Source organism: Pandoraea sputorum, assembly GCF_000814845.2.
GTDB lineage: Bacteria > Pseudomonadota > Gammaproteobacteria > Burkholderiales > Burkholderiaceae > Pandoraea > Pandoraea sputorum.
Genome location: NZ_CP010431.2, coordinates 3845280 through 3869980, shown reverse-complemented (window position 1 = coordinate 3869980; position 24701 = coordinate 3845280). Strand labels below are relative to the sequence as shown.

The following is a 24701-nucleotide window of genomic DNA, read 5'->3' as shown; positions in this document are numbered from 1 at the left end:
ACGTTCTGCCAATCCGAGATCGAAGGTATGTCCTTCGCAAAATGTCCGCCGAAGGGCGAGGTCGGCGGGACGTCTTGGGTCACGACTGCCCCGGTTGGGGGCCGGACTTCCTTCTCGATCAGGCTGGCGTAGCTTCCACGGCTGCCGTCTTCGGCAACGTAATCGTGAACGTCGTCCCAACGCCCACCTGACTTGCGACGTCAATCGTCCCTTTATGGAATTCGATGGCGGCGTAGACCACCGCCAGTCCGACACCCGAGCCATCTTCTAGCACCGCATTACTGCGTGAGCGGAAGGACATCTGGAAGATCTCCTTCAACTCGTCCGCCGGAATACCGGTGCCGTTGTCGCGCAGCACGACCTGGAACGCTTCCCCCATATCCGTCACGCTCATATCGATGGCAGGCTGCGCCATCGTGTACTTCGTCGCGTTGCTGATGAGGTTGATGAACGCGTGGAACAGCACGTTGCTGTCGCCGATCATCCGACTGTCCATGCCCGACGGTGCTTGCACCGTGATCGTCGCGTTGGGGAACATGTCCGAACCGACGCCGCGCACATCCTCCAGCAGCGCCACGAGCGACAACTCCGCGCGCTTGCCGAACTTCGGATCGTCCAGCGAGGCGCTTTGCGCCGCGTCCAGCCAGTTCTGAATCAGATTATTCAGCTTTGCCACCGCTTCGCGAATCTTCGTATAGCGCGGCGTCGAATCCGTTTCTTCGTTACGCGGATTCAACAGCCGTTGTGCGTGTCCATCGATCACGCTCAGCAACGTACGGAACTCGTGCGTGGCCATCGAGCGGAACGTCTTCTGGAAGTTGTTGAGCCGCTCCTCATTCGCCAGCGCCCGCTGCAAAATCGTGTTCTTCGCCGTCGCGAGTTTCTGGTTACGCACCAGCGACGCTGTGCTTTCCTGAATCTTCGACAGCGTGCGCGACAGTGTGCCGATTTCGTCGCCGCGCGAAAGCCACGGCAGACGCAGCTTGTCCTTGCCCGACATCGTGTTGCCCGCCATCCGGATCAGACGCGTCAGCGGGCTGAGAATCACGGTATCCACGTAAATCAGGCACAACAGGGTGACGACGATCATCGCGGCAATCAGCGCATCGATCTGCAGCAGATGCTTGCGTGCAGCGCTGTTCTTCACCTCGACTTCCCTGATCAGCGACTCGGTGCTGCGAAACACCAGCGAGCCGAACGTGCTGTTCGCCTGCGTGTACTTATTGTTCGAGTCGCCGCGATAGAGCTTGGCGGCATCGCTCAGCTTGCCGGTCTGCGCAAGCTGAAACACCTGGTTCGACGCACGACGGTACTGCGCCCATTGCGACTGAAACTTCGAGAATGCGAGACGGAATTCGTCGTGGACCAGCACCTTCTGATAACGCTCCGACGCGGACTTGATCTTGTCGTCGAACTCGCCCGCCGCCGTGCGGATGTCCGCAAGCGCCTTGGGCGACATCGGTGCGAGGGCTTCGGACTCCACCGTCCGGAAGTCGGAGATGTAGTCGTTGATCTCTTCGAGCAGGCTCAGATTCTCGATCTGCGTGCGCTCGGCCGCGATGGCGCGCTGCTGGGACGAATCGACCTGGTGGTGCACGGCGACGCCCACGGCGATCATCGCCACAAGACACAGTGCGAGCAGGAGATACATCCGCCCCCGGATCGGGAGCGACTTGGACGGTGTGGAAGACGCTTTCGACATGCGATGTCAGCAGTAATCAGCAGGTGTGGCCCGGCGCGGTGGCGCGCTCAGAGCGCAATGATATTGAGCAGGGCGGCACGCACCACGGCTTCCGTGCGCGTGGCGACGTTCAGCTTCTCGCGGGCGTTGTCGATGTGAAAGTCGACCGTGCGCTTGCCCAGATCGAGAATGATCGCGATTTCGGCCGACGTCTTGCCCTTCGCCGACCATTGCAGCACTTCGACTTCTCGCTTCGAGAGGCCGAAGGGCAGCGGCGTACCTTCCTCCGGCTCGTCATGCTCGGTGTACTTGCGAATGACGGTGTCGAGCACGTCGAAATCCACCGGTTTAAGCATGTACTCGTCCGCACCGGTGCTGTGCCCGCGCATGATCGATTCCTTGTCGGCGTTGCCGGTCAGGAAGATGAACGGAATCTTGCGTTCGCCCTGAATGATGCCGCGGGCGCTTTCCAGAAACTCGAAGCCGGTCATGCCCGGCACGTTGACGTCGCACACGATGATGTCCGGCATGAACGCGGCAAGCGTGGCCAGCGCGGCCGAAAAATCGTGTGCAACTTTGACGACATAACCGCGGTCCGTCAGATCTTCTCGAATCAGATCTGCCGAATCTACGTCGTCCTCAATGCAGAAAACTTTGGTGGGAGATGACATCCCGCTGGCCCCGGTTTTTTTATGGAATAGGCAAATCGTACTAAAAAATCACTGGACGACGAAATTTCGCCGAAATAAACGCATATGACACGTCTCGCCAAATCCGGTTAATTCGTTCTCGCACAATAAGAAAAGGACCGCACGGGCGGTCCTTCCTGGGCGGGAGATCTTCCATGAGTGCCCGATCAGGCGAAGAGGCCCGGGCAGATCTCAAATGCGATTCGCATGCCGATCAATGCCATGTTTTGGAGGTTTTCGATCATGACGTGCTCTCCGGTGTGAGTGAGGTTAGGGGGCTGAGAGGCCGGTGAAGTGGCTTAGTAGCCGAACACATGCCCGACGTGGATGGCGCATTGCATGCCGGTTTCGATGCAGGTTTCGTTGTAGAAGAGGCTGTCGACGAGGTTGAGGATGAGGCTCATGGTGATTTCTCCGGTGCTGGGTGCGATTTAAGTCAACGTTGCCGATCAGCCGAAGGCCGAGACGATGGTGCCGATGAGGCCGAGGATCGAGGCGAAGCCGTAGGTGACGAGTGCGGGCATGGTGTTTCTCCTTAAGTCGGTTTGTTGGGTTTGGCGGCTGTTGCGGTGTTGCGTTAGCCGGTGAGTGAAGTATCGTCATCGCCCCCGCGCCGCGAAACTGCGATTAATACAGGTCGGCCCGATTTCGGAGGGATTCGCGATTGTCTGAGAGAAAAAGTGCTTATTTCATAGGGGGTTACGGGCGTTCGCCGCAAAACCCCGTATAAATCGCAGTGACGTCGTTCAGGGTGCTCCGTACCATTCGCTTCGCATTACAAAGCCTTACAGAAGCGAAATAGAACAATGGAGTACTGAATGAGGACGATTCGGATGACCTGCGTCGCATTCGCGGCGCTTTGCACAATCACGTCGGCCGCGCAGGCCTACACAACGATCGACATCGCCGACCGCTACGGCACGCCGTTCATACAGGCGCGGCTGTTTTCCCAGGGGGAAGGCCCTTACGCCACCGACACCAGCAATCAGGACCAGTATTCGACAGGCACGCTCTCGCCATTGCAAACCGATCAGATACGCAGCGCCCTGAACTACTGGGCGGAAGTCATTAAGGTCAAGCCTGGCCGCTCACCGGCAATCATCAACGTGGGGATGGGCACCGAGAAAGGCGCGCACGCGTACAGCCCTTACGCGTTCGACGCGAGCGATACGACGGCCACCGGCGGGCAGAACCCGACGCTCGTACAGGCCGCGCTGCAGAACAACCCGCTTGTGCGTGATAGCTATCACAATGCGAACGGCGAGATCACGCTGGGCCAGATGGCGTTTTCTGCGGCAGCGCCTGCGGCGTCGCAAATCCCGCTCAATAGCAACGCCGACCTTCCGGCGGTCATGCTGCATGAAGTAGCGCACGCGCTGGGTGTGGGGACGAACATCGTCGAGACCGAGTTGCCGTCGGGCAAACACACGAACCAGTTTGCGACGATCCTCGACTCGTGGTCCGCGCACCTGTACGACGACAACGGTCGTCAGGCGAAGGCCGGACAAATGATTCTCACGCCGGAAGACGCAGGCACGGTGGCGGACCCTAACGCATTCGATGCCCGCAATGACACGGCGTATTTCGCCGGTGATCACGTCAGGGAAGTGCTTGGGAATTCGATGAAGGGCATCCCCGTGAAGGTGATGTTCGACACGGATACGTACGATTCGCCGATCTTCTCGCACATCGAGCTCAAGAACAGCCTCATGAGCCACCAGACGTACCGCAACTACACGGCGTTCATGGAGGCGGAGCTGGCCGCGCTGCAAGACATCGGCTACGACATCGACCGGCGCAACTTCTTCGGTCGCTCGATCTACGATGACAACCTGACGCTGACCAACGATAACCCGTTCTTCGGCCGCAATGCCGACGGCACAGCTTACGTCCCGAACACATACAACACGGCGACGCTCGGGCTTGGCCTGCACATCTATGGCAGCGGCAACACGGTCGCGCAGCGCGCCGACCTCCTGACTATCGGCGCAGGCGGGGCGGGCATTCGGGTGGACGGTGTGGGCAACAACGTGACCGTGCTGCCGGGCACACGCATTTATGCGGACGGCAGCAATGGGCGTGGCGTGATGTTCACCTACGGCAAGAATCATTCGTTCGTGCAGCGTGGCGACGTTCAGGCACTCGGGGCCAATGGCATGGCGGCGAGTTTCGACTTCGGCCACAACGCGCTGGGCGACGCCAGCGACTACCGTGGGTCCTACATCTCCACGAAAGTCGACCCCGTCACCAAGCTGACCTTGCCGCTGCCCGACGAACTCGACGGTCCGCTCGTGACCCGCGCCGACATTACCGGACGTCTCGCGGGCACGTATGCGTCGCTGTAAATGTCGGAGAACGGCTACGTCGGCGAGATCAACATCATGCGCGGGGCGGCGCTGTCCGGCGACATCATTTCCAGGTACGCCGAGCGGGACGCCCTGGGGGCGCTGCGTCTCACACAACTGAACTTCGGTCTGACGCCGGACGCCAACGGCCTGGCGACGACCGTAGCAGACCCCACGTTCAATCTGCGCTACGACGGCAATATCGTTGGCGGCAATCTGGCGCTGACGATGGCGGGCGGCACCACTCAGATTAACGGCGACCACACGGTGCACGACGTGGCTGTGCTCAGCGGCGCGACGCTCACCGGCAACAGCCGCTACGTGCTCGACCCGGCAGGCGCTTTCGTGAACGCGGGCACGGTCGCGCCATCGGTGGCGGGCAGCTTCATCAGCATTGGCGGCGACTACTCGCAGACGAGCACGGGCCGTCTCGTTGCCTCACTGTCGGATAACGGGACGTTCACCAGGTTGATGGTGACCGGCCACGCGGCGCTCGACGGCACGCTCGCCATTGCGCCGCAACGCGGCTGGTACGCAAGCGGTATGACGGTGACGTCGGACCAATGGCTGAACGCGTCGAGCATTGGCGGGGCGTTCGCCAACGTGACGACGCTGCTGTCCTCACCGACATTGCTTGCCACTGCGAGTTCGCTCGGCAACAACACATACCGGGTGCAGATCGCCCGCGCAGGCAACGCCTATTCGCAATACGGCATCGACGGTAATAGCCGTCGTGTGGGCGCCGCGCTCGACCGCATCGCGGGCGTCGCAGGCAAGGACCTGCAACCGCTCGTCACAGCGCTCGACTTCTCGGCCGCAGACGGTAGCGACGTCGCCCGCGCATTGCCGCAACTGACGCCAGCCGCTTACGGCGCAATGTTCACCGGTGGTTTGCTGCGCGAGCGTCAGTTGACGGACATGGTGGCCACCGCCATCGGTGCGGACGGCAGCCAGAACACCGGCAACGGTGCGCTCACGGGCAATTGGCGCGGGTTTGCCATGCCGTTCGGTAGCGGCTACTGGCGTGGGCGCAGCGGCGACATGGCGGGCGCCAGTGGCAATACGTACGGCGTGGTGTTCGGCGTCGAGAAGGTGGCGGGAGAGGGGCGCGACTGGACGATCGGCGCGCACGGCGCTGTCAGCGGCCAGTCGACGCGTCTGGACGGGCAGACGCCCGGCTCGGGCAAGACGACGGCGTTCGACATTGGTGTGCATGCGCGCTACGCCCCGTCGGTCAGCGCTGGTCCGCACGCGTTCGCCCTGGCGCGTTTCGGTGTCGAGGACGGCCGTGTCGACCGGACCATTGCCGTGAACGGGTACTCGGCCACGCCGCGCGGCACATGGACCGGCGCGACGGCGTCCGCGAGCGTCGGCGGCGGCTGGCGCTGGCAGTTGAACAGCACGACGAGTGCTGGTCCGGTGGCGGCGCTCGACTACACCGCACTGTATCGTCCGAGCCTCACGGAGGACGGCGGTGCAAGCCTGCATCTCGACGGCAAGACGTTCAACTCGCTGCGCACCCGCGTGGGCGGTGAGTTGCGCTTCGACCTGCCGATGGTCTCGGGCAACGCGCTGACCGCCAATCTGCAAGCGACATGGAACCACGAACTGACGAGTGGCGCGATCAACCAGACGGCCAGCTTCGCGGGTTATCCGGGAGCTTCGTTCACGACACGTAGCGAGGTCGTCGGTCGCGACAGCCTCGGCCTGCAAGCCGGTGTGTCGTATCGCATGGCTCGCAAGATCGTGCTCGGTGCTGCCGTGTCGAGCAACGTCTACAAAGCTGGAAATGCCGACATAGCGGGGTCAGTGTCGGCAACGTGGAGGTTCTGATGTATGTAAATATGATTGCGTCAAAGCGCTAAACAAAGATAAGACTGAAGAACGCCAGGAATTGCCAATTCCTGGCGTTTTTTCATCTGATGTGGTATTGCGCAATCTCGGTTTCAATGCGCGAACCTTCAGTTCCCGAGTGCGTCATTATGTCGCGATGTATGGAATATGTGCATGCGTAGCATTCGTCAAGCAAATAGTGTATCCATACATAGAGGCTTAAGATGTCCATGCATAACGTCTCGCTCACCCGCAGAGGAAGGGCAGACACGACACCCGGCGCGCGTTGGCGCACGTGGTGTGCGCGCGTCGCCGCTGCGATGGCGATGGTGCCCATGAGCGGCTGCACGATGGAGCTGTTTGACCCCAAAGGCAGTGTCGGTGAGCAGGAAAAACACCTGATCCTGATCGCGTTGGGCGTCATGCTGCTTGTCGTGATCCCGGTCATCGTGCTCACGCTTGTGTTCTTCTGGCGCTACCGCGAGACCAACACCGCGGCGACCTACTCGCCGAAGTGGTCCCACTCCACCAAGATCGAAGTCGTCGTGTGGACGATTCCCGTGATCATCGTCGTGGCGCTTGCCGTGATGATCTGGGAGACGACGCACAAACTCGATCCCTACCAGCCCATCGAACCCATCGCTGCCGACAAGCCGCCGGTGCGCGTGGAGGTCGTGGCGCTGAACTGGAAGTGGCTGTTTATCTACCCGGACTACAAGGTTGCGACCGTCAACAAGCTTGTGCTGCCGGTCGACACGCCCGTGGAATTCAAGATCACGGCCGAGTCGCTGATGAATGCGTTCTTCATCCCGCAACTGGGCAGCATGGTCTACGCGATGTCGGGCATGCAGACCAAGCTGCACCTGATCGCGAACGAGACCGGCACTTACGCGGGGATGTCGTCCGCCTATAGCGGCCCGGGCTTCTCGGACATGCACTTCAAGGCGCATGTCACGTCGCAGGGCGACTTCGACAAGTGGATCAGGCAAGCGCAGGGCGTGCCCGACACGCTCGATGCGCCGACCTACGTGAAGCTCGAACAGCCGGGCACTGCTGCGCCGGTCGCCATTTACGCCAATGTCATGCCGGGCCTGTTCGACGCGGTCGTCGGCAAGTACATGGGGCCGATGGACGGTGGCACACAAGGTACGCAAGGCATGCGTGTTTCGGGCAGCAGTGCCATCGACGACATCATCGCCGCCGCCAATTGCCGCGTGGACGGCCAACTGGACAGCCGCGCGCTCCTCGCGCAGCGTCCCGAGCGCGAGGCCGGTGCACAACCCGCATCGCAGCGCGCGCTCACGGAGTAAGTCATGTTCGGAAAACTCGATCTCGACGCCATCCCGCTGCACGAGCCCATCATCATGGGCACGCTCGTTGTCGTGCTGCTGGGCGGCGCGGCGCTGCTCGGCGCTATTACGTACTTCAGGAAGTGGGGCTATCTGTGGACGGAGTGGATTACCTCCGTCGACCACAAGCGCATTGGTGTGATGTACATCATCCTCGCGCTCGTCATGATGCTGCGCGGCTTTGCCGACGCGATCATGATGCGCGCGCAGCAAGCCATCGCTGCCGGTGGTGAGGCGGGCTATCTGCCGCCACATCACTACGATCAGATCTTCACGGCGCACGGCGTCATCATGATCTTCTTCGTGGCCACGCCGCTGGTGCTGGGCCTGATGAACGTGATCGTGCCGTTGCAGATCGGTGCACGCGACGTCGCGTTCCCGTTCGTGAACTCGCTGTCGTTCTGGCTCTCGGCCATGGGCGCGGTACTCGTCATGATGTCGATGTTCGTCGGCGATTTCGCCGCGACGGGCTGGGTCGCGTATCCGCCACTCTCGGAGCTGGGATATAGCCCGACGGTCGGGGTGGATTACTACATCTGGTCGCTACAGATATCGGGGCTGGGCACCACGCTGACCGGCATCAACTTCATCGTCACGATTCTGCGCATGCGTGCGCCGGGCATGAACCTGATGAAGATGCCGGTGTTCACGTGGACCGCGCTGATCACCAACATCCTGATCGTCGCCGTGTTCCCGGTGCTGACCGCCACGCTCGCGCTACTCACCGCCGACCGTTACCTCGGCATGCACTTCTTCACGAACGAACTCGGCGGCAACGCCATGATGTACGTGAACCTGATCTGGATCTGGGGCCACCCGGAGGTGTACATCCTGATCCTGCCCGCGTTCGGTGCGTTCTCGGAAATCATCGCCACGTTCTCGCGCAAACCGCTGTTCGGCTACAAGTCGATGGTCTACGCCACGTCGTCGATCGGCATTCTGTCGTTCTTCGTCTGGCTGCACCACTTCTTCACGATGGGGTCGGGCGCGAACGTCAATGCGTTCTTCGGCATCATGACGACGATCATCTCGATCCCGACCGGCGTGAAGCTGTTCAACTGGCTGTTCACGATGTATCAGGGTCGTATCCGCTACCACTCGGCCACGCTCTGGACCATCGGCTTCATGGTGACGTTCGCCATCGGCGGCATGACCGGCGTGCTCCTGGCCGTGCCGGGTGCGGACTTCGTGCTGCACAACTCGTTGTTCCTCGTGGCGCACTTCCACAATGTGATCATCGGTGGCGTGGTGTTCGGCTGCCTCGCGGGCATTACGTTCTGGTTCCCGAAGGTCTTCGGCTTCACGCTCAACGAACGTTGGGGCAAGTTCTCGTTCGCCTGCTGGCTGATCGGCTTCTACCTCGCGTTCATGCCGCTGTACGTGCTCGGTTTCAAGGGCATGACGCGCCGCATGAACCACTACGTGCAGGCGGACTGGCAGCCGTACCTCATCGTGGCGGCGGTCGGTGCCGCATTGATCGGTCTGGGCATTCTGTCCTTCGGCGTGCAACTCGTCGTGAGCATTCGCGAGCGCAACGCCAACCGCGATCTGACGGGCGATCCGTGGGACGCGCGCAGCCTGGAATGGGCGACGTCTTCGCCCGCGCCGTTCTACAACTTCGCGCACGTGCCGCACATCGACTCGCTGGAGCAGCATTGGGACGACAAGGAACGTGGTCTGGCCTATGTGCAACCCACGCACTACGAAGAGATCCACATGCCGCGTAATACCGGCACCGGGTTCATCGTCTCGGCGTTCAGCTTCGTGATGTGCTTTGCGCTGATCTGGCACATCTGGTGGCTGGCCGGTGCGAGCCTGATCGCGACGATTGCCACGTTCCTGTGGCGCACCTACGACCGCGACGTCGATTACTACGTGCCGGCGGCTGAAGTGGAGCGTATCGAAAACGCCCGCTTTGCCGACCTGCGTGCCGCGCATCGCGCGCATCAATCTCTGCAAAAGGCCGCCTGATGTCCTCGGCATCCCTTCATACCTCACACGGTCACGGCGCCGCCGCCGGGGCTGACGCCCTTGCTCACGGGCACCACGACGCAGGCGCTACGACGACGCTCGGCTTCTGGATCTACCTGATGAGCGACTGTCTCATCTTCTGCGTGTTGTTCGCGACGTTCGGCGTGCTCGCCGCGAACACGGCCGGTGGGCCGACCGGTCGCGAACTGTTCGAGCTGCCGTTCGTGCTCGGCGAGACGATGCTGCTGCTGCTCTCGAGCTTCACGTTCGGGCTGGCATCGCTGTCGATGCGTCCGGGCAACGAGGGCGTCGTCCAGCGCTGGCTCTGGATCACGTTCGCCCTCGGTGCGGCGTTCGTCTCGATGGAGATCTATGAGTTCTCGGCGTTGCTGCACGAAGGCGCAGGCCCGGGGCGCAGCGCGTTCCTCTCGGCATTCTTCACGCTGGTGGGCACGCACGGCCTGCACGTGACGTGCGGCCTGCTGTGGCTCGTTGTGATGATCCATCAGATCGGACGCTTCGGCTTCGATCCGGTCGTGCGTCGCCGTCTGCAATGCCTGAGCCTGTTCTGGCACTTTCTGGATCTCGTCTGGATCTGTGTCTTCACCTTCGTCTATCTGCGGGAGTTCGTATGACGCGCGCGCAAGTTCACGACCACGGCGCTTACGCCTCGCAGAGCCATCTGCGCGATTACATCGTCGGGTTCTTCCTGTCGCTGGTGCTGACGTTCGCGTCGTTCGGCGCCGTCATGCTCAAGCTCGTGCCGAGCGGCTGGGGGTTGGCGACCATCGTCGTGCTGTGTGTGGCGCAGTTGGTGGTGCAATTGGTGTACTTCCTGCACATCGGTGCGAAGCGCAGCCAGCGTCAGAACTCGGCCATCTTCCTGTGTACGGCCGGGCTGATTGCGATCATCGTTGCGGGTTCGTTGTGGGTGATGCATAACGCCAACGAGAACATGATGCCGACGCACATGTCGATCGACCGGGCGAAGCTGCGCGACTGACCATGGACCGCCTCAAATGCATGGAGGTGTTTGTGCAGGTGGTGCGCGCCGGTAGTCTGTCTGCCGGTGCGTCCGCTTGTGGCATGTCGGCCGTCACGGCCACGCGCCACGTGCAGGCGCTCGAAACCCGGCTCGGCCAGCCGTTGCTGCGCCGTAGCGGACGGCGTCAGGTGCCCACCGAACTCGGCGAGCGCTACTACACCGAGTGTGCCGAAGTGCTCGCGCGGGTCGAGACGGCTGACGCGTTGGGCGACGGGAGTCCTGCGGGGGCGCTGCTCGCGTCGGCGATCTCGCGGCCTGTCGGCCAGATTCGTGTGAGCGCACCCACTACGGTCGGCTCGCATCTGCTCATGCCGATCTTCGCGGAGTACTTGCAGACGCATCCGGACGTGGCGCTCGACCTCGCGCTCAAGGACCGGGCCGTCGATCTGGAGGAAGAGGGCATTCACGCCGCGTTTCAGGCGGGCGGCAATCCCGAACCGGGACTGGTCGCGCACACGTTGCGCGGCGTGACGCGCGTGGCGTGCGCATCGCCCGGCTATCTCGCGCGACGCGGTGTGCCCCGTCAGCCCGCCGATCTGGCCGGGCACGATTGCCTTGGTTTTCGTTACGACGAGGTGCTCGGGCGCTGGGAGTTTGCGTCGACGGGGGCGTCGGGCGATGCGCGTCTCATCGCGCACAATCCGCTCGCGCAGCTTCAGGCGGCGGTGTATGGCATGGGCATCGCGCTGCTGCCTGAGTATCTGCTCGCACCTGAGGTGGAGGCGGGGCGTCTGGTGCGCGTGCTCGAAGCGCAGGCGCAATTGAGCGAGCCGATGCATCTCGTGCATCTGGCGGGGCGCTACGTGTCGTCCAAGCTCGACGACTTCGTGCGCTACATGGTCGCCAAGCTCGGGCCGGACGCCTGTCCGGTGGCTTGATCGGCTTGATGGGGGCGTGATGGCGACGTGATGGCGGCTAGATGCAGGTCTGGTCCCGCACTCACAAACTTCGGCTAAGATGCAGCCATCGACGTCGTGGCCGATGCGATATCTCCAAGAGCGGGGCCTTCCGAGCCCGCCATCCCTTTGATCCGGCAATCATGCTATCTGGCAAAGCATTGCGACGCCTGTTCGCCTGCACCTTCGCGGGCACGGCGCTTGTCTGGACGACGGCGGCGCTCGCGCAACCGCCCCGATACAAGAACGACGCAGAGTTGATGGGCGCGGCGATTGCGTCGCCCGAGGGCGTCGGTGAGGTGCTCGACCGGCTTGTGCAGAAGTGCGGGCTGTATAGCGAGGCGACCAAGGCGCACGGGAATACGGTGTTGCGTGCATGGCAGGCGCGGCATCGCGACTATCTCGCCGAAGGTCAGCGCGTGCGCGACGAACTGCGCGCCGTCTACACCGACCCCGAAGCACGTCAGCGCTTCGACGATCTCCTCACCAACCAGTTTCCGAAGCTCGTCGAACGCCAGTTCGTCGTGTACTCGAACACCATCGACGATCAGCCGACGCAATCCGCCAAAGCGGAGATATGCGACGGCTATTTCAATGCGGTGGATGAGCGTCAGTTCGATCTCAAGGTGAACGACCCGGCACTCGCGGCGTTTTTCGACAAGCGCATGGCCGAACGCACGACGGAGCGGGTTCCGGTGCCCGCCGAGCCGACCGGGCGCATCGGTGCCGTGCGGGAAGCAGCGGGCGTGCCCGCGTCCGGGGTGTTGTCTGCGCCGCTCACCTCGCCACCCACTGCGCCGCCCACTTCGTCTGCGACACAGCCCCCGGTGTCCGCGCCGGTCTCGAAGCCGTCGGCCCCTGCTGAGTAGGCCTATCCGGCGGCCGGTGCGGCGTCCGCGTCTGTGGGACGCTCGCCCGTGAGCAAGTAGCGCATCAGGTCCGCCACGGGACGAATACGTTCGCCGAACGGCAGCGGGTCGCGGCCACGGAAGAAGAGACCGCGCGCCACGTCGCCACGCACGGCCTGCGCGAGCTTCAGGTCGATACAGAACTGACCGATGCGCGCAACGCCATCGCGTAAGCCGCACGCCTGCAAGCAATCGAATCCCTCCAGACACTGACGCGCTTTCGCCTTTGCTTGCAGGGCCGTCTCGCGTGAGAGATACTTTTTCAACCACGGCGTCAGTACCGCCCGCGCGGGTAATCCTGCGACGCTGGTGAACTCGGCGATGTCTTCCGGGCGCGCACTCGCCAGCACTTGCTTGAAGTCGGGATGTGCGTCGGATTCCTGGGTCACGGCGAAGGCCGTCCCAAGCTGCACGCCCGCTGCGCCTTGCGCGAGCCAGTGCCGTACCTGTTCGTGACGATGGATGCCGCCCGCCACGATCAGCGGCACCTGCGTCCATTCGATGCCTAGCGATGCGTAGATCTCGCGGCATTCCGTCAACACGCGGTCGAACGAGAAGCGTGCGTCGCCCAGATCCTCGATGCGCGACGCGCCGAGGTGGCCGCCCGCGTGCGCCGGGTGCTCGATGACGATGGCGTCCGGCAGACGGCCCTTCTTCATCCACTTGCGCAGCACAAGACTGACGCCACGCGAGTCCGACAGAATCGGGATCAGCGCGACGTGCGGATGCGCGGCGGTGAGTTCGGGCAGATCGAGCGGGAGACCGGCACCCATGACGATGGCGTCCGCGCCGCTCTCGCATGCCTGACGCACGAGCGATGCATGCGCGCTCACCGCCTTCATGACGTTGACCGCCACAAGACCATTGCCATCGGCAATCGCCTTGGCTGCGCGGATTTCGCGGTCGAGGGCGATCAGGTTGACGGCTTCGATGGCGGTCTTGTCACGTGTGCCGTCCACCTGAGCGAGCAGATCGGGGTGATGGTGGCGCAGGTCGATGCTCGCAATCGTCCCCATGCCGTTGTGCTTCGCCACGGTGCCCGCCAACCGGTGCGCGGAGATGCCGATACCCATGCCGCCTTGCACCACCGGCACCAGCCGGCGGCCGGCCAGCGTCAGCCATTGCTCGTTCATGTCAGATCCGTTCGTCGAAAAGTGCTGGCGCACGAAGGCATGCGGCGCAGCAGTTCCGGCAGTCTGGCATTCGCTTCGCGAACGGTTCTTGCGATGGGTCAAGCGCGGGTGCGCTCAGGCAGGGTCTTCGGTGCGGCATGGCGTCGCAGTACGCGGCACCGTGCCCAGCGCGATGCCGCCGACGATCAGCGCGAGCGCGATCCAGACGTCCAGCCCGAGCGACTCGCGAAGGATCAGCGCCGACGCCAGCGTGCCGACCACGGGCACGCCAAGCAAGCCGAGCGATGTGACGCCAGCAGGCAACTGACGCGTGACCGTGCCCGCCAGCCAGTATGCAATGCCCCCGCCGACCACGCCGCCGTACGTCAGCAAGGCCGAGAATCCGGCCCAGCCGGTCACGCGCGGTGCACCGTCGACGACGAACGCCAGCGAGCACAGCATGACGCTTGCCAGCAGCAACTGCCACGGGCTCAGTTCGAACGGGCCATTGACCCATCGGTGCGCACGCATATGCACGATGGCGATTGCCCACACGAACGCGGACAGCAGCACGAGGGCATTGCCGAAAACGGCGTTGTGGTCGTGCCAGTCGAAGGCGATGGGGTTGAACATCACCAGCAGACCGAGCAGGCCGCACGCCAGCCCGAGCAGGCGTCGCGGGGTGAGTGCCTCGCCCAGCCACAGGCGCGCGGCGGGCATCACCCAGAGTGGCGTGGTGTAGGCGAGTACGGCGGAGCGTCCGGCGCTGACGTATTGCAGGCTCAGCGCGACGAGCAGTGAGAATGCTGTCATGTGCAGCAGACCGACGCTCAGGATCACCGGCAAATCGCCCTGGCGCGGAAGTACGAGACGACGGCTCAGCGCGCAGATGACGAACAGCGTCGCCATGCCGATGGCCGAGCGAAGCGCGGTGCTCCACCACGGCGAGACGTGGGCGAGAAGTGCCTTGCTGACCGGCCAGTTCACGCCCCAGGTCACGATGACGATGGCGAACAGCACCCCGGCGTGCGAGCGCACCGGCGAACGGTTCGAGGCGAGACGTTGAAGACTGGCCGGCAGGTTCACGTGCCCGGACTCCGTGAGGGATGGACGGGCGTTCTGCGGCCGGGGATCTGAATGCGACCTTCGACGCGCCCGGCAGGCAGACCGCGCTATCCCATCACGTTAAGGTAGGCGTGGAGGGTAGAGAAGCGCCAGCACCGAGGTATTCGATGGTGCCACGTCGCTGAGGTGCCTGCGCGTTCAGGCCTTAGGCGGCCTGCCGCTCAGCTTCATGCCAAGGCCGCGCAGGAAGACACGGATGCCGTCGCTCTTGCCCAGTTGAGGGCGGTGACGGAAGACGTCGTAATCGACGGCTTCGATCATGTCGAGAATGCGCAGACCCCCATGCACCACGCAGCACAGTTCCAGCCCGAAGCGACCCGGCACGCGGTTCGCCAGCGGTGCGCCACGCAGCATCATCTTGCGGGCGAAGTCGACTTCGTAGCGCATCAGCGCGCGGAACTTGTCGTCGTACTGGTGCGCGCCGATGTCGGCGTCGGTGACGCCAAAGCGGGCCATGTCGTCCTGCGGCAGATACACGCGTGCCTTGCGCCAGTCGACCTCCACGTCCTGCCAGAAGTTGATCAGTTGCAGCGCCGAACAGATGTCGTCGGAGCAGGCGATGTTCTCCGGGGTGTCGAGCTTGAACAGGCCGAGCATGATGCGACCGACGGGATCGGCAGAGCGGCGCGTGTAGTCGCGCAGGTCGGCAAAGGTGGCGTAGCGCTTGGTCTCGATGTCCTGATCGAAGGCTGAGAGCAGATCGGAGAACGGTTGTACCGACAGGCGGTGCTCGGCGATCACGCGGGCCAGGGCAGCGAACAGCGGCATGTCGGGCGACGTCGGCTGTCCGGCGGCAATCTTGTCGAGTTCGGCCTGATAGGCGGCCAGACCGGCGTGGCGCTGTGCGTCGGTGGCGTCCCCTTCGTCGGCGATGTCGTCGGCCGTGCGGGCGAAGTTGTAGATCACGCCCACCGGCGCGCGCATTTCGCGCGGCAGCAGGACACTGGCAACCGGGAAGTTCTCGTAATGCTCGATCTTGGCGTCGGAAGTCATCGGGTGATGCGTGTGAGGCGAATGGGAAGCGAATGAGGGCCATGCCGCATCGACGGTTGGTTTCGAAGGACAAAACCCCGGGGCGGCGCGCAATGCCCCGAGATTCTATGTCATCGCCCCTCATCCTGTCGGGAAAGTCGTGCCAATCCCCGGTATACTTCACCCTTTGCCAGATTTCTCTGGGTCTTATAGCAGTGTCACCCTGTTCCCCTGTACGACGAGGAGCCTCGTGAGCGTCGCCGAACCGATCGAAATTTCGCCAGAGCAAAGCAGTGCACGCGTGGCGTCGGGCAGCAGTTTTTACGCTGCCATGCGCATTTTGCCGCCCGCGCAACGTGAAGGCATGTTCGAGATCTACGCCTTTTGCCGTGCCGTGGACGATATCGCCGACGACGGCGACGACACGTCGGCGAACCGGATGGCGCGTCTGGCCGTGTGGCGGCGCGATCTGGCCGATCTTTACGACGGCCGTCCGACGCCTTCGCTGAACAACCTCGCGCGCGTCGTCAAGCAATTCGGTCTGAAGCACGAAGACTTCCTCGCGGTCATCGACGGCATGGAAATGGACGCCTGCGGTCCCATCGTCGCCCCCGATCTGCCCACGCTCGACCTGTATTGCGACCGTGTGGCGAGCGCTGTCGGCCGTCTGTCGGTCAAGGTGTTCGGCATGCCCGAGCAGGACGGCATCGATCTGTCGTATCACCTCGGCCGTGCGCTCCAGTTGACGAATATTCTGCGCGATATCGACGAAGATGCAGGCATTGGCCGCGTCTATCTGCCGCGCGAAACGCTGGCGGACGCCGGTATCGTCGGTGCGACGCCCGACATGGTCGTCGCGGCCCGTCTCGATAAGGCCTGTGCGCCGCTCGTCGCACAGGCGCGTGAGCATTACGCCCGCGCCCGCACGATCATGGCGCGCCATCCGCGACGTGTCGTGGTGGCACCGGCCGTCATGGCGAAAGCGTACGGCGCGATTCTCGACAAACTCATTGCGCGCGGCTTCGCCGTGCCCCGCGAGCGCGTGCGTGTGCCGCGCTGGCGTCTCATTCTGATGCTCGTGCGGCAGATGGTTTTCTGATGCCGGGTACCGTTCACGTCATTGGCGCTGGCCTGGCGGGGCTGGCCGCCGCCGTCAGACTCGCCACGCGCGGCGTTGCCGTGGTGCTGCACGAAGCCGCACCGCAGGCCGGTGGACGTTGCCGTTCGTACTTCGACAAGCAACTGAACGCTGTGATCGACAACGGCAACCATCTGGTGCTCTCGGGCAACACGACGATGCGCGAGTTCACGCGCACCATCGGTTCCGAACACACGCTGACCGGTCCGGATCGCGCCGAGTTCGCGTTCGTCGATCTCGAAAGCGACGAACGCTGGACGGTGCGGCTCTCCGAAGGGCGCCTGCCGTGGTGGATCTTCGACAAGCACGCGCGCGTGCCCGGCACGAAGTGGTCGGACTATCTGTCGCTCGCGCCGCTGCTGCGCGCGGGGCCGGACGCCACCATGACCGACGCCATGAATTGCCCGCCGATGCTTTACAAGCGGCTGATTCATCCGCTGTTCCTCGCGGTGCTCAACGCCGATCCGGCGGAGGGCTCGGCACAGATGGCCGGGGCGGTGCTGCGCGAGACGCTGGTGCCGGGCGGCAAGTCCTGCCATCCGCTGATCGCTACGGACGGGTTGGACGTCTCGTTCGTGACACCAGCGCTGGCGTATCTGGAAGCCAAGGGCGCGCAGGTGATGATGCAGCACCGTGTACGCGAATTGCACTTTGCCGCCGACGGCAGCCGCGTCGAAGCGATCGATTTCGGCGACGGGCCTGAGCCGCTGGCCGCCGACGATGCCGTGGTGCTCGCGGTACCGCCGAACGTGGCGGCGTCGCTGGTGCCGTCGTTGACGACGCCGGACGAGTACCGGGCCATCGTCAATGCGCATTACCAGGTGCCACCGCCACCGGGCTGCCCGCCGATGATCGGTGTGGTGAACGGTGTGAGCGACTGGATTTTCGCGTTCGATGGCCGTCTCTCGGTCACGATCAGCGGGGCCGACCATCTGCTCGACGAGTCGCGCGAATCGCTCGCGCTTCGCATCTGGGAAGAGGTCGCCAAGGCTTGCAAGATTTCGTCCACACCGATACCGGTGTGGCAACTGGTGCGCGAGAAGCGCGCCACGTTTGCGGCGACGCCCGCGCAGGACAAGCGTCGCCCCGGTGCGAAGACGCGCTGGCGCAATCTGCTGCTGGCTGGCGACTGGACGGCTACCGGCCTGCCCGCGACCATCGAGGGTGCGCTGCGCAGCGGGAATCTGGCGGCAGATCTGCTGCACCGCGCCTGACCGATTGCAATCGTCACCGCGACTGTCAATGTTTAACCGGCGCTTAACGCGCGCCGCTCTATCGCCTTTGAATAGGCAAGAACGTCATGGATACGATACGCGATGCTTCCGAAAAGGAAGCGCGACGCACGGCCGCTGCCACGGCCGTGGACCTTAAACTGCACACCGAACTCGCTCAAAAGGTGAGTACGGCGATGGCGACGCAGACGCTGGAAACCGGTATCGACCGCTCGATCACGGCGCTGCTCGATCTGCAACAGGAAGACGGTCACTGGCTGTTCGAACTGGAAGCCGATGCGACGATTCCGGCGGAGTATGTGCTGCTGCGTCACCATCTGGGCGAGAAGGTCGACGCCGACCTCGAAGCGAAGGTTGCCGCGTATCTGCGTCGCATTCAGGGAGAGCACGGCGGCTGGCCGCTGTTCCACAACGGCAAATTCGACATGAGCGCGAGCGTGAAGGCGTATTTCGCGCTCAAGATGATCGGCGAGCCGATCGATGCACCGCATATGGTGCGCGCGCGCGAAGCCATCATTTCGCGTGGCGGCGCACAGAATTCGAACGTCTTCACGCGCATTTTGCTGGCGCTCTACGGCGTGCTCGAATGGAAGGCGGTGCCGATGATGCCCGTCGAAATCATGCTGCTGCCGCAGTGGTTCCCTTTCCATTTGTCGAAGGTCTCGTACTGGGCGCGTACGGTGATCGTGCCGTTGCTCGTGTTGCAGGCCAAGCGTCCGCTTGCGCGCAACCCGAAGGGCGTGACCATCGACGAACTGTTCATCGGCAGCCCGAAGGATGTCGGTCCGCCCAAGCGCGCACCGCATCAGAGCCGTTTCTGGTTCACGTTCTTCTCGGGTGTCGATCACGTGCTGCGTGCGCTCGATCCGTTCTTCCCGAAGAAGCTGCGCGAGAAGTCGGTCAAGCGTGCGGTCGAGTTCGTGGAAGAGCGTCTGAACGGCGAGGACGGCCTCGGTGCGATTTATCCGGCGATGGCCAACGCCGTCATGATGTACGACGTGCTCGGCTATCCCGAAGATCATCCGAGTCGCGCGATTGCCCGCAAGTCGGTCGAGAAGCTGGTGACGCCAGCCGATCACGAGACGTACGTGCAGCCGTGTCTGTCGCCGGTGTGGGACACCGCGCTGTCGGCCCATGCGTTGCTGGAAACCGGCGACAAGCGCGCTATCGAACTGGCGGGCAAGGGGCTGGAATGGCTCATCCCGTTGCAGATTCTCGACGTGCGCGGCGACTGGATCTCGCGTCGTCCGAACGTGCGTCCGGGCGGCTGGGCGTTCCAGTTCGCGAATCCGCATTATCCGGATGTGGACGACACGGCGGTGGTCGCGATGGCCATGGATCGCTACGAGAAGCTCGCTGGCACTTTCGAGAACGACAAGGTCGATGCGAGCGCGCGTCCGATGCGTCATGCGATCGATCGCGGCACCGAGTGGGTCATCGGCATGCAGAGCAGCAACGGCGGCTGGGGCGCATTCGAGCCGGAAAACACGCATCTGTACCTGAACAACATTCCGTTCTCGGATCACGGCGCGCTGCTCGATCCGCCGACGGTGGACGTCTCGGCACGCTGTCTGTCGATGCTCGCGCAACTGCCGCAGTCGCCCGAGCGCCGCGCGTCGGCCGATCTTGCGCTGAAGTACATCCTGGACGATCAGGAAGCCGACGGTAGCTGGTACGGCCGCTGGGGCATGAATTTCGTCTACGGCACGTGGTCGGCGATGTGTGGTCTGGCTGCGGCAGGTATTCTGCCGGAGCACCCGGCGATGGCCCGTGCTGCGCAGTGGCTTCTCTCGATCCAGAACGCCGACGGCGGCTGGGGCGAGGACGGCGACAGCTACAAGCTCGAATACAAGGGCTATGAAGCCGCGCCGAGTACGTCGTCGCAAACGGCCTGGGCCCTGCTCGGTCTGATGGCGGCGGGCAAGGCTGATCACCCGGCGGTCAAGCGCGGCGTCGACTATCTGCTGAACACGCAGAACGACGAAGGGCTGTGGGACGAAGAACTCTACACGGCGACCGGTTTCCCGCGCGTGTTCTATCTCCGCTACCACGGCTATCGCAAGTTCTTCCCGCTGTGGGCGCTCGCACGCTTCCGTAATCTGACGGTGCGCAACGATTGCCCGGTGCCTTGCGGGATGTAAGCACGTCACATCGACGCACCGCGCCTGCTTCAGGTATCGTCGCCCCGACATCGACCGTTTTTGCGTTGATCGTCGGGGCGATTCGTATTGTTGTCATCCCCATCGCATAAGGAAGTGCATGAGCCAGCCCATCATCGTCGTGACCGGTATGCCGTTCGAGGCCCGCATCGCCAGGGGGAAGGCGTGCGTGTGGTCTGCGCACAGAACGCCACGCTCGCGGCGGCGCTGGAGGCTGCCATCGCCAAAGAAGGCGCGCGCGGGCTGGTGAGCTTCGGCACGGCGGGTGGCCTGATTCCCGGCGTGAAGCCCGGGCAGTGGATCATCGCGCATAAGGTGCTGGACATGCCGCAGCAGGCGCGTGAGTCCGTCACGTCGATCCCGTGGGCCGATGCGCTGCGTCGCGCGATGCCTGCCGCGCTACGGGCCGATCTCGCCGGGGTGACGGCACCGGTTGTGACGGCGCGAGACAAAGCGGCGCTGTTTCGCGAGAGCGGGGCGGCGGCGGCCGACATGGAGTCGCATATCGTCGCGCGCGTGGCACAAGCGCACGGGTTGCCGTTCGTCGTGGCCCGTGTGGTGATCGATCCGGCAGAACGCTCGTTGCCCCCGGCGGCGCTCGCCGGTATGCGGGCCGATGGCTCGACGGACATCCTCGGGGTGCTGCGCTCGCTCGCGGGGAATCCGCTTCAGTTGCCAGCGTTGCTTCGCGTGGGACAGGACGCAGGCCGTGCGAAGAAGGCGATGCAGTATGGACGGCAGATCGTTGCGCTAAAGCTCGGTGAGGGGTTCGGGGCGAGGGCGGCCGGGATCTGAGGCATCTCGCCAACTCGCCTGGTGCTTTGCATGGCCTGTTCCGACAAACCGCAGCCCCCAACAAAAATGCCAGCGTGTCTTCTCAGACAGGCTGGCATTTTTTTGTCGACAGACGCTACTTGTCAACGACTCAAACGTCCGACGACTGTTGTCCGCGCGCCTGCGCGCGGCCCTTCCACATGCCGCCACGACCACGCCAGTGTTGCAGCGCGGAGTCGAACGTGAAGACGGTGTAGAGCGCGGCGACGAGCGGCAGCATCGGACCGAAGCTCGACGGCTGACGGTAGAAGCGCAGCATCGGCAGATACGAAATCGTCATCGCGATCCACGCAAAGAGCCCCAGCCACTGACCAATGCCCGAACCGAAGATCGTCATGAGTGGCGGCACGATGAACGTCAGCAGCAACGACACGATTGTGCCTGCCAGCAGCACCGGCGAGTACTGCAACTGCGCGTAAGCCGTGCGCGACACCATCTTGCGAATCTCGCCGAGGTTGTCGTACGGACGCACGCTCACGGCGCGCTCCGTCAGTCCCAGCCAGATCGGACCTTGCTTCTTGAGCATGCGCCCCATCGCGCAGTCGTCGATGATCTCGTCGCGAATCGCTTCGATGCCGCCACCGGCTTCGAGCGACGGTCGATGGATCAGCATGCAGCCACCGGCGGCGGCCGCCATCTTCTTCTTCGGGTCGTTGACCCAGGCGAACGGGTACAGCATCTGGAAGAACAGCACGAACGCCGGAATCAGCGTGCGCTCGAACCATGCCGTGCAACGCAGCTTCGCCATGAGCGAGACGAGCACGCGGTTATCGCCCGTCGCGCGCGTTACCAGACGGCGCACGTTGTCGGGCGAATGCGCGATGTCGGCGTCGGTGTGCAGCAGGTATTCGGGGCGGATGCCGTCGTCGTTGGTCGCCGGATCGCTCGCGAACGCTACGCCCTGACGCACGGCCCACATCTTGCCGGTCCAGCCGCCGGGCAGTGGTTGACCCGAGAGGACATCCACGCGACGCGTCAGGCCGTCGGCGGCGGCGCGGGCTGCGGCTTCGCGCGCGAGGTCCGCAGTACCGTCACTGCTCTGATCGTCGACGACGACGATGCGCAGGCGTCCCGCGTAATCCTGACGGCAAAGCGACTCGACCACCTGGCCGATCGATTCGGCCTCATTGCGCGCCGGGATGACGACGGCTACGGCAGGCCACACAGCCGGTTCGGGCAGACGGTCTTCGTTGAGATCGTCGCGCTCACGCGCACGCCAGAAATCGCCTTGCGAGATCAGCAGGTAGATCCAGATGGCCAGCGACAACGCGGCGATCCAGGCCAAAACAGTCATGAGAGATATCCGGCAGAACCAAACCAGGCGAGCGCGTCGCGCAGGCCTTCGGGATACGCGCGGGCGGTGTAGCCCAGCTCGCGTTTGGCCTTCTCCGAAGAGAAGAACATGTGATAACGCGACATCTTCAGGCCGTCGACCGTCACGAACGGCTCCTTGCCGGTGAAGCGCGCCACACCTTGTGCGGCCATCGCGAGCGGGTACAGCGGCCAGCGCGGCAGGGCGACCTTCGGTGCTTTGCGTCCGACCATACCGGCGATGCTCGCGAGCATGTCGCGCAGCAGCACGTCGTCGCCGCCGAGGATGTAGCGCTCGCCGATGCGCCCACGTTCGAGCGCCAGCAAGTGGCCTTCGGCGCAGTCGTCAACGTGCACGAGATTGAGTCCCGTATCGACGAACGCCGGAATTTTGCCTTGCGCGGCTTCGACGATGATGCGCCCGGTGGGCGTGGGCTTGATGTCGCGCGGCCCGATGGGCGTGGACGGATTGACGATCACGGCGGGCAGGCCGTCATTCGCAATCATGCGCTCGACCAGACGTTCGGCCGCGACCTTGCTGCGTTTGTACACGCCGATGGTCGTGGCTTCGTCGTTCGGGGAGGTTTCGTCGACAGGGCCGGTGGCGTCGTGCACACGCAGCGTAGCAACGCTGCTGGTGTACACCACACGTTCGACGCCTGCACGCAGCGCGGCTTCCATCACCGTGCGCGTGCCGTCGATATTGGCCCGCATGATGTCGTTGGGATCTTTCGCCCAGAGGCGGTAGTCGGCGGCCACGTGGAGCAGAGCGTCCACGCCGGTCAGCGCGCGCTGCATCGATGCCGCGTCGCGCATATCGCCTTCCACGACCTCGACAGGCAGGTCGGCGAGGTTCGCCCGGGGGCTGGTGCCACGCACCAGCAGGCGAACCTCATGACCGCGCGCGAGCGCCGTACGTGCTACCGCAGAACCGACGAACCCGGAGGCGCCGGTGACCAGCACTCGCGACGGCATTTACGCCTTGGCCCGGCGCAGTTCGTCGAGCTTGATCTCGACGTGTTTCGAGAACACGAACTCGGCCGGACGCTGCTTGGCGAACGAGATGTCATCCGCCATCTTGCCTTCGGTACGCACGCCCTTGAGCGCGACACCCAGAGCACGCAGCGGGTGCGAGATGGTTTCGTTCACGGCCGTCGCTTCAAAGCCGCTGTGCACCATGCAGTCCGCGCACTTCTCGTAGTTGCCCACACCGTACTTGTCCCAGTCGGTGGTGTTCATCAGTTCCGTGTACGTCTTGGCATAGCCTTCGCCGAGCAGGTAGCACGGACGCTGCCAGCCGAACACCGTACGCGTCGGGTTGCCCCACGGCGTGCAGTGGTACGAACGGTTGCCGGCGAGGAAGTCCAGGAACAGGCTCGACTGGCTGAACGTCCAGTTCTTGCCGCCGTTGCCGCGCTTGAGAATGTCGCGGAACAGTTGCTTGGTCTTCGAACGGTTCAGGAAGTGCTGCTGGTCCGGAGCGCGCTCGTAAGCGTAGCCCGGCGACACGGTGATGCCGTCAAGGCCCAGATCCTTCGTCGAATCGAAGAACTTGGCGACCTTTTCCGGATCGGCGTTGTTGAACAGCGTGCAGTTGATGTTCACACGGAAACCGCGCGACTTCGCCAGCTTGATGGCGGCCACGGCGCGGTCGTACACGCCTTCCTGCGACACCGCGGCGTCGTGCATTTCACGGTCGCCGTCGAGGTGGATCGACCACACGAAGAACGGGCTCGGCTCGTAGTCGTCGATCTTCTTTTCGAGCAGCAGGGCGTTCGTGCACAGGTACACGAACTTCTTGCGCGCGATGATGCCCTTGACGATCTCCGGCATCTCTTTGTGCAGCAGCGGCTCGCCGCCGGCGATCGAGACGACCGGTGCGCCGCACTCGTCCACGGCGTCAAGGGAGTCCTTGAGTGAGACGCGCTGGTTCAGGATGGGATCCGGATAGTCGATCTTGCCGCAGCCCGAGCAGGCCAGGTTGCAGCGGAAGAGCGGTTCGAGCATCAGCACCAGCGGGTAGCGCTTGTTGCCCTTGAAGCGTTGCTTCATCAGATAGGCGCCAACATACGCCTGTTGCAGGAAGGGGATGGCCAAGTTC

At 63.6% G+C, this 24701-nt stretch carries 20 protein-coding genes; 12 read left to right on the top strand and 8 right to left on the bottom strand.

Translation table 11 applies throughout. The features are described from left to right. Positions 1–118: 118 nt before the first annotated feature. Both NA29_RS16995 and NA29_RS16990 read right to left on the bottom strand, forming a co-directional pair. Positions 119–1702, bottom strand: a complete 1584-nt coding sequence (locus NA29_RS16995; RefSeq protein ID WP_084103855.1) for a sensor histidine kinase — start codon at positions 1700–1702, stop codon at positions 119–121. Between the two features lie 47 nt (positions 1703–1749). Continuing rightward, entirely contained in the window at positions 1750–2352 is a 603-nt protein-coding gene (locus NA29_RS16990) for a response regulator transcription factor (RefSeq protein ID WP_039399772.1), read from the bottom strand. 851 nt (positions 2353–3203) lie between these two features. Between NA29_RS16990 and NA29_RS25540 the strand changes: the two genes are divergently transcribed. The 8 genes from NA29_RS25540 (at position 3204) to NA29_RS16955 (ending at position 12678) form a co-directional block, all read left to right on the top strand. After that, positions 3204–4715: a hypothetical protein gene (locus NA29_RS25540; RefSeq protein ID WP_052253014.1), complete on the top strand. Its 1512-nt coding sequence runs from the start codon at positions 3204–3206 to the stop codon at positions 4713–4715. Then, positions 4716–6548 carry an autotransporter family protein gene (locus NA29_RS25535; RefSeq protein ID WP_052253013.1) on the top strand — a complete coding sequence of 611 codons (1833 nt, stop codon included), beginning with the start codon at positions 4716–4718 and terminating at the stop codon, positions 6546–6548. It abuts the gene before it with no gap. Positions 6549–6898: 350 nt separating this feature from the next. Beyond that, a complete protein-coding gene (gene cyoA / locus NA29_RS16980; RefSeq protein ID WP_371328977.1) occupies positions 6899–7858 on the top strand; it encodes a ubiquinol oxidase subunit II in 960 nt (319 codons plus the stop codon). A gap of 3 nt (positions 7859–7861) precedes the next feature. After that, positions 7862–9868 carry a cytochrome o ubiquinol oxidase subunit I gene (gene cyoB, locus NA29_RS16975; protein WP_039399770.1) on the top strand — a complete coding sequence of 669 codons (2007 nt, stop codon included), beginning with the start codon at positions 7862–7864 and terminating at the stop codon, positions 9866–9868. Then, on the top strand, positions 9868–10503 hold the full coding sequence (cyoC, locus tag NA29_RS16970; protein WP_039399768.1) for a cytochrome o ubiquinol oxidase subunit III: 636 nt from the start codon (positions 9868–9870) through the stop codon (positions 10501–10503). The genes cyoB and cyoC overlap by 1 nt, the downstream gene beginning before the upstream one ends. Beyond that, complete coding sequence (gene cyoD, locus NA29_RS16965; RefSeq protein WP_039399766.1) at positions 10500–10871, top strand: cytochrome o ubiquinol oxidase subunit IV; 372 nt, start codon at positions 10500–10502, stop codon at positions 10869–10871. The genes cyoC and cyoD overlap by 4 nt, the downstream gene beginning before the upstream one ends. A 2-nt stretch (positions 10872–10873) precedes the next feature. After that, positions 10874–11791: a LysR family transcriptional regulator gene (locus tag NA29_RS16960; RefSeq protein ID WP_072633314.1), complete on the top strand. Its 918-nt coding sequence runs from the start codon at positions 10874–10876 to the stop codon at positions 11789–11791. A gap of 161 nt (positions 11792–11952) precedes the next feature. Next, complete coding sequence (locus NA29_RS16955) at positions 11953–12678, top strand: hypothetical protein (RefSeq protein WP_039399764.1); 726 nt, start codon at positions 11953–11955, stop codon at positions 12676–12678. A 2-nt stretch (positions 12679–12680) separates the two neighbouring features. Here the strand turns inward: NA29_RS16955 and NA29_RS16950 are convergent, their stop codons facing one another. From NA29_RS16950 to hpnC, 3 genes are all read right to left on the bottom strand, one after another. After that, the gene (locus NA29_RS16950; protein WP_039403853.1) at positions 12681–13850 is read right to left on the bottom strand and encodes an NAD(P)H-dependent flavin oxidoreductase; all 1170 of its coding nucleotides are present in this window, start codon (positions 13848–13850) and stop codon (positions 12681–12683) included. Between the two features lie 114 nt (positions 13851–13964). After that, positions 13965–14915, bottom strand: coding sequence for a DMT family transporter (locus NA29_RS16945; protein WP_224786907.1), 951 nt, complete (start codon positions 14913–14915; stop codon positions 13965–13967). A 177-nt stretch (positions 14916–15092) separates the two neighbouring features. Beyond that, positions 15093–15947, bottom strand: a complete 855-nt coding sequence (hpnC, locus tag NA29_RS16940) for a squalene synthase HpnC (RefSeq protein WP_039399762.1) — start codon at positions 15945–15947, stop codon at positions 15093–15095. 229 nt (positions 15948–16176) lie between these two features. Between hpnC and hpnD the strand changes: the two genes are divergently transcribed. The 4 genes from hpnD to NA29_RS16920 all read left to right on the top strand — a co-directional run bounded on the left by hpnD (position 16177) and on the right by NA29_RS16920 (position 21250). Next, positions 16177–17025 (top strand): presqualene diphosphate synthase HpnD, encoded by an 849-nt coding sequence (hpnD, locus tag NA29_RS16935; protein ID WP_084103853.1) that lies wholly within the window; start codon positions 16177–16179, stop codon positions 17023–17025. Then, positions 17025–18278 (top strand): hydroxysqualene dehydroxylase HpnE, encoded by a 1254-nt coding sequence (gene hpnE / locus NA29_RS16930; RefSeq protein WP_039399760.1) that lies wholly within the window; start codon positions 17025–17027, stop codon positions 18276–18278. Before hpnD ends, hpnE begins: the two co-directional genes overlap by 1 nt. A gap of 194 nt (positions 18279–18472) precedes the next feature. After that, on the top strand, positions 18473–20437 hold the full coding sequence (gene shc, locus NA29_RS16925) for a squalene--hopene cyclase (protein ID WP_052253286.1): 1965 nt from the start codon (positions 18473–18475) through the stop codon (positions 20435–20437). A gap of 90 nt (positions 20438–20527) precedes the next feature. Further along, positions 20528–21250: a phosphorylase family protein gene (locus NA29_RS16920; protein ID WP_257125703.1), complete on the top strand. Its 723-nt coding sequence runs from the start codon at positions 20528–20530 to the stop codon at positions 21248–21250. A 130-nt stretch (positions 21251–21380) separates the two neighbouring features. Here NA29_RS16920 and NA29_RS16915 read toward each other — a convergent pair whose 3' ends face one another. Genes NA29_RS16915 through hpnH form a run of 3 tightly spaced genes read right to left on the bottom strand, consistent with a single transcriptional unit; the run spans position 21381 to position 24697 of the window. Then, positions 21381–22583 carry a glycosyltransferase gene (locus NA29_RS16915; protein ID WP_039399752.1) on the bottom strand — a complete coding sequence of 401 codons (1203 nt, stop codon included), beginning with the start codon at positions 22581–22583 and terminating at the stop codon, positions 21381–21383. Further along, complete coding sequence (gene hpnA, locus NA29_RS16910) at positions 22580–23575, bottom strand: hopanoid-associated sugar epimerase (RefSeq protein WP_039399749.1); 996 nt, start codon at positions 23573–23575, stop codon at positions 22580–22582. Before hpnA ends, NA29_RS16915 begins: the two co-directional genes overlap by 4 nt. Beyond that, a complete protein-coding gene (gene hpnH, locus NA29_RS16905) occupies positions 23576–24697 on the bottom strand; it encodes an adenosyl-hopene transferase HpnH (RefSeq protein ID WP_039399747.1) in 1122 nt (373 codons plus the stop codon). Between the last annotated feature and the right edge of the window lie 4 nt (positions 24698–24701).

What these genes read in the sequence shown, in the direction of transcription:
- NA29_RS16995 (WP_084103855.1), bottom strand. Translation starts at nt 1,702, where the DNA reads ATGTCGAAAGCGTCTTCCACACCGTCCAAGTCGCTCCCGATCCGGGGG.
- NA29_RS16990 (WP_039399772.1), bottom strand. Translation starts at nt 2,352, where the DNA reads ATGTCATCTCCCACCAAAGTTTTCTGCATTGAGGACGACGTAGATTCG.
- NA29_RS25540 (WP_052253014.1), top strand. Translation starts at nt 3,204, where the DNA reads ATGACCTGCGTCGCATTCGCGGCGCTTTGCACAATCACGTCGGCCGCG.
- NA29_RS25535 (WP_052253013.1), top strand. Translation starts at nt 4,716, where the DNA reads ATGTCGGAGAACGGCTACGTCGGCGAGATCAACATCATGCGCGGGGCG.
- cyoA (WP_371328977.1), top strand. Translation starts at nt 6,899, where the DNA reads ATGGAGCTGTTTGACCCCAAAGGCAGTGTCGGTGAGCAGGAAAAACAC.
- cyoB (WP_039399770.1), top strand. Translation starts at nt 7,862, where the DNA reads ATGTTCGGAAAACTCGATCTCGACGCCATCCCGCTGCACGAGCCCATC.
- cyoC (WP_039399768.1), top strand. Translation starts at nt 9,868, where the DNA reads ATGTCCTCGGCATCCCTTCATACCTCACACGGTCACGGCGCCGCCGCC.
- cyoD (WP_039399766.1), top strand. Translation starts at nt 10,500, where the DNA reads ATGACGCGCGCGCAAGTTCACGACCACGGCGCTTACGCCTCGCAGAGC.
- NA29_RS16960 (WP_072633314.1), top strand. Translation starts at nt 10,874, where the DNA reads ATGGACCGCCTCAAATGCATGGAGGTGTTTGTGCAGGTGGTGCGCGCC.
- NA29_RS16955 (WP_039399764.1), top strand. Translation starts at nt 11,953, where the DNA reads ATGCTATCTGGCAAAGCATTGCGACGCCTGTTCGCCTGCACCTTCGCG.
- NA29_RS16950 (WP_039403853.1), bottom strand. Translation starts at nt 13,850, where the DNA reads ATGAACGAGCAATGGCTGACGCTGGCCGGCCGCCGGCTGGTGCCGGTG.
- hpnC (WP_039399762.1), bottom strand. Translation starts at nt 15,947, where the DNA reads ATGACTTCCGACGCCAAGATCGAGCATTACGAGAACTTCCCGGTTGCC.
- hpnE (WP_039399760.1), top strand. Translation starts at nt 17,025, where the DNA reads ATGCCGGGTACCGTTCACGTCATTGGCGCTGGCCTGGCGGGGCTGGCC.
- shc (WP_052253286.1), top strand. Translation starts at nt 18,473, where the DNA reads ATGGCGACGCAGACGCTGGAAACCGGTATCGACCGCTCGATCACGGCG.
- NA29_RS16915 (WP_039399752.1), bottom strand. Translation starts at nt 22,583, where the DNA reads ATGACTGTTTTGGCCTGGATCGCCGCGTTGTCGCTGGCCATCTGGATC.
- hpnA (WP_039399749.1), bottom strand. Translation starts at nt 23,575, where the DNA reads ATGCCGTCGCGAGTGCTGGTCACCGGCGCCTCCGGGTTCGTCGGTTCT.